At 62.1% G+C, this 5055-nt stretch carries 4 protein-coding genes; 2 read left to right on the top strand and 2 right to left on the bottom strand.

The features are described from left to right. Window positions 1-419: 419 nt before the first annotated feature. Both AC1D1P_RS13925 and AC1D1P_RS13920 read right to left on the bottom strand, forming a co-directional pair. Window positions 420-2168 (bottom strand): bifunctional protein-serine/threonine kinase/phosphatase, encoded by a 1749-nt coding sequence (locus AC1D1P_RS13925; RefSeq protein ID WP_477673395.1) that lies wholly within the window; start codon window positions 2166-2168, stop codon window positions 420-422. Between the two features lie 69 nt (window positions 2169-2237). Continuing rightward, window positions 2238-3518, bottom strand: coding sequence for a type IV pili methyl-accepting chemotaxis transducer N-terminal domain-containing protein (locus AC1D1P_RS13920; protein WP_477671577.1), 1281 nt, complete (start codon window positions 3516-3518; stop codon window positions 2238-2240). A 250-nt stretch (window positions 3519-3768) separates the two neighbouring features. Here AC1D1P_RS13920 and AC1D1P_RS13915 point away from each other — a divergent pair, with 250 nt between their 5' ends. Continuing rightward, the gene (locus AC1D1P_RS13915; RefSeq protein ID WP_477671576.1) at window positions 3769-3918 is read left to right on the top strand and encodes a hypothetical protein; all 150 of its coding nucleotides are present in this window, start codon (window positions 3769-3771) and stop codon (window positions 3916-3918) included. 52 nt (window positions 3919-3970) lie between these two features. Further along, a partial coding sequence (locus AC1D1P_RS13910) for an NAD(P)/FAD-dependent oxidoreductase (protein ID WP_477673394.1) occupies window positions 3971-5055 on the top strand: 1085 nt, incomplete at its 3' end.

Raw genomic sequence — 5055 nt, 5'->3', positions numbered from 1 at the left:
AAGGACACGCCATGGCGTGTCCTTGTTTCTTCWGGTRTTCGGAGTTTTGTCTTGGCTGYTYGGTATTYCTGTYTCCACCCCCTTSTGKATGCGCCGAGGAGCGCAGGKYCARRCGGATCAGGGCAAAAACTTGTTTGAGCCGMAGGCGAGTTGTTTTTGACCCCGGCTGGACMGAGYACCGCAGGTTGCCCGTAGCGAAGCGCGGGGACGCAGGAACCAGGGTCGCCTTTTCTTTGCTTACTTTCTTTTGGCGAAGCAAAAGAAAGTGAGTTGCATGCCGGGCAACCCCCGGCCAGCAGGATTCAGACGAGAGCGCCTCCATCAAACCAACAACAACCCCAAAAAAAGGCCGCTATCAATTCAATAGCTACTTGCGCCCGTCCCCATTGCCCCACAGCCCAATTCAATACTCACCCACCCTACCTCGGCAAAAACAGCAACCAGTAAATCAACAACACATTGACCAGCACACTCACGCCCAGCAGCAGCTTCCACAACATCACAGGATCCCGCTGGATCAAAGGCGTGGCCTGCGGTGCTGTCAGCGGCCGCGAGGCGCCCCGCTCCAGCGCCAGCAACAATTCCTCGGCGGTTTCGAAGCGCCGGYGCTTGTCGCGCGCCACGGCCTTGAGCACGACGTGGTCCAGCCAGATGGGCACTTCGGGATTGATGCGGCTGGGCGCAACAGGGTCGCGGTAATACCGCCCAGCCTGGTAGGGCAGCACCTCTCCATACGGCAGGCGCGCGGTCAGCAACTGGTACAGCGTCACACCCAGCGCGAACAAATCGCTTTGCGCATCGGGCAGCTCCTCCGGCCCATCTGTGCTGCTTGCGCTGAAGCCCCATTGCTCGGGATTGATAAAACTGGGCGTGCCGGCGTGCAGCTTTCGCATCGCTTCGGGCTCGCGCCCGCTCAATGCCACGCCGAGATCCAGCAGCCGTAGCACGCCATCTTCGCCCTGATGGAGATTGGCGGGCTTGATGTCGCGATGGATCACGCACTGGCGGTGCAATCGGCCCAGCGCCCGCGCGGCCTGGGTGGCCACGCCCAGCACCTGCTCCACGCTGAACTTGTGGCGGCGGTCAAGCTGCTGCTGAAGTGTCTCGCCGCTGTGCCAGTCATACAGCAGGTAAAACGCGCTGCGCTCCTGACCGTTCGGCAGGCGTTCATGGAGGTTGACCAGATGCCCTGCAGCCCTGCCCGACTGCATGCGCAGGGCCAGCCAGGCCTCGTGGGCCAGCATGGCACGCTCTTCTTCGTCATGCGACCTCGACGGGTGCAGCGTCTTGAGGGCATACAGCACCCGTGTAGCGGGATCGCGCACCTGATACAGCACATTGATGCCGTTGTCGGCCACCGGCGCCGTCACACTCAGGCCGTCCATCACATCGCCCACCTTCAGGCGGGGCGGAATGGGCAAGGTCTGCGCAATGCGGTTGACGTCCTGCAGTGTTGCGTCGAGCAAACCGCGCACCCGCACCACTACGGCCGTCACGTTGTCGTTGCTGCCGGCCGCCAGGGYCGCCTCGACCAGGTTCTGACTTGCAAGCTGGGCGTCGGCAGACGCCTCAAGATCGGCAAAACCCTGCAGCCGCACGTCACGCACCACGCCGTGCACGCCGTCCGTCAGCAGCACAAAAACATCGCCGACCTGCAGGTCACCCTGCATGTAGTCCACCACCACATGGTCCTCGGCCCCCACCGAACGCAGCAACTGGTGCCGAAAGTCCGGGTGATTGACTGCATGGTCGTGCGTGAGCTGCTGGGTTTTGCCGCCGCGCAGCAGATAGGCCYGCGAATCGCCGACATGCGCCAGCGTGTACGACTGCCCGCGCAGTACCAGCGCCGTGAGGGTGGTCAGGCCCATGGCCGGACTGCGGCGCTGGTTGATACCCGCCAGCCAGGCGTTTTGCGCCCCGATGATGCGGTCCAGGGCCACGGTGGTGTCCCACGTTTCGGGCGTGCCGTAGTAGTCACGGACCAGGCTGGTCACGGTGGTCTGCGCCGCCTCACGGCCCATGCCGCCTGTGCTCACGCCATCGGCAATCGCCACGATGGAACCCATACCCTCCTGCCCCGCCTCGGGCAGCATCGCAGCGCAAAAGTCTTCGTTGGTGTTCTTGCGGCCCGCCAATGAAGCGAAGCCAATGTCCAGATCAAATGCCATGCACCAAGATAAGCAAGTTTAATGCCCGAATTTGGTGCATCGCAACAATACACGACTGGCGTGCAGGCCCTAGCCCACCAGCATTTGCATGCTGTGTTCGTACTGGGCCGACAGCTGCTCAAAGACGTCGAGGAGGTCTTCGCTGGCCGTCGCCAGACCCTCCAGGCGCCGGGGATCTTTGTCCATGGCAAGCGCGCCCTCGCGCATGTGCTGCCAGCTGATGGCCGCCCGGTCCAGCGACAGGCGGATGTCCTTGCTGGTCAGCGGAATGTCGTTCAGGTATTGCAAGGCCTGCTCGAATGCCGCCTGGGACTCGGCCATGCCGGCCTCGCTGCGGGCCAGCGTTGCCTTGCCACCCGTGGCCCTGAGCAGGGCATATTTGGCAAAACGCTGGCTCAGCATGCGCTGCCGGCCAGCCAGGTTCAGCATCTGCAAGGGAGGCATTGCGCCGGCGCTCTCCAGGCTGCTGGTCATGCGCTCGGCATCCTGCAAAAGCAGGTCTGCCAGTTCATCCAGGTGAGCCATGCTGCCAGCGGCGGGCGTGTCCTGCAAGGCAATCTTGAGCCGTCCCCAGGTAATGGACACCTGCCCGAGCAGGTCTCCAAATGTGGGCTGCGAAAGGCTTTTCCCCAGCGAAACCAGGTTGGCGTCGATGCGCAGCACCGACTCCTTCAGCAGCTCTTTGGCCCGGGCGGCCTGCACACCCGCCAGCTGCAACAGGGCAAGCTTGACCAGCCGCTGCGACAACATGCGCAACTGGCCGGAACGGTTGACATCCTCAGCGAAGCGCGCCGAATGGATGATGTGCTCCGACACCTGCCCCAGCCGCTGGTTGGTATGCATGGAAGCGGTCCGCAAAATATGGAAGGCGTCGTCGTCCGACATCTGCCGGGCCCGCATCAAAATGCCCTTGGCGCGATCAACCGCCTTGCGCTCTTCAAGCCGGCTGGCTGCCTCCTGCACCTGGGCACGCAGGGCCTGCTCGCGGGTAAAACGCGCCTTGGCGAGGTGAATGAGGGGCCGCAGGCGCTGCGCACCATAACCGTTGACCACATAGGCATGAACCCCCACCTCGGTGGCCCGCGTGATCTTTCCCGCGTCTGTGTCGCTGGTGAAAACAATGACGGGACACGGCGCCGTGTCAGCCACCAGCTGCAGCACCTTGAAAAGCTCATCACCCGGAAGCGGGTCATGGCAAATCACCACATCGGGTGCTTGCCGAAGCACTTCCTGCACCAGTTTGCTGCGCTCATCCACAGGCCCCAGTACCTGGATACCAGCTGCCTCCAGGTCTGAAACCAGGGGATGTGCGCCACCAGGGCCGTTCAGGTTTACCAATGCGGAGGTCATACAAATCAAGAGGTTAAGCGGGGAACAGCGACACAGTTCGCAAGTCGCAGGCCATGCCACCGCCACGCCGGTGCCGGGAAAGCTGCGAATCCCAATGATATGGCACAAGTCTTGCGTCATTTGCAGCGGGCGTAACGACGCGCCCAACCTTAGCGAATGCACTGCGGGTTCTGCGCACAACGACGTGCGTAATGGTGTGCCTCATACCGGGTTGACAGCCCGGATCCCTGTTTTTCCGGGAGAGAGCATCATGATTTCCACTCAATTTTTGACAAATCAGACAGATCCGCTGGTGTTGGCGAACTACCGCTGCGTTGCTGCGCCTTATCCCGGCGCCGAGGCCATTCACCGCGCCCAGCCCGCCCGTTGCCCATCTGCTGCCGCGTTCGCCGTGGCATGACGCTTGCACATTGGACCTTGAAAATGACATCGAATCAATCTGGAGTAGCCCCATGAAAAAATCAAAACTGGTGATGGTCGGCAATGGCATGGCCGGCGTTCGCACCCTTGAGGAGCTGCTCAAGGTCGCCCCCGACCTCTACGACATTACAGTCTTCGGCGCCGAGCCCCATCCCAACTACAACCGCATCCTGCTCAGCCCCGTGCTGGCCGGTGAGCAGACGCTCGACGAAATCGTGCTGAACAGCTGGGACTGGTACAAGGACAACCACATTACGCTGCATGCCGGCAAAAAAGTGGTTGAAGTGGACCGCATCAAGCGCGTGGTCCGCGCCGAAGACGGCACCGAAGAGGAATACGACCGCCTGCTGATGTGCACCGGCTCCAACCCCTTCATCCTGCCCGTGCCCGGCAAAGACCTCAAGGGCGTGATTGCCTACCGCGACATCGCCGACACCAACGAGATGATCGCCACAGCCCAGAAGTACAAAAAAGCGGTGGTCATCGGCGGCGGCCTGCTGGGCCTGGAAGCGGCCAACGGCCTGATGCTGCGCGGCATGGAAGTCACCGTGGTGCACGTCATGCCCTGGCTGATGGAGCGCCAGCTTGACGACGTGGCGGGCAAGCTGCTACAAAAATCCCTGGAAGACCGCGGCCTCAAGTTCATGATCGGCGCGCAGACGCAGGAACTGGTGGGTGGTGAAGACGGCCGCGTGACCTCGATCAAATTCAAGGATGGCACGGAAGTGGCCACTGACCTCGTGGTCATGGCGGTCGGCATCCGGCCGAACACACAGCTCGCGGAATCCATGCGCCTGCACTGCAACAAGGGCATCGTGGTCAACGACACCATGCAGACCGTCACCGATGCGCGCATCTACTCGGTCGGCGAATGCGCAGCCCACCGCGGCATTGCCTATGGCCTCGTGGCCCCGCTGTTCGAACAGGCCAAGGTTGCAGCCAACCACCTGGCGCAGTTCGGCATAGGCCGCTATTCCGGCTCGCTCACGTCCACCAAGCTGAAGGTCACCGGCATCGACCTCTTCAGCGCCGGTGAATTCATGGGTGGCAGCGGCGCTGAAGAAATCGTGATGAGTGACCCCTTTGGCGGCGTCTACAAAAAACTCGTCATCAAGGA

Source organism: Polaromonas sp. P1_E1_2, from assembly GCF_056406035.1.
Note: the sequence above shows the minus strand (reverse complement) of the source record. Positions and strands in the feature narration are given on the sequence as shown.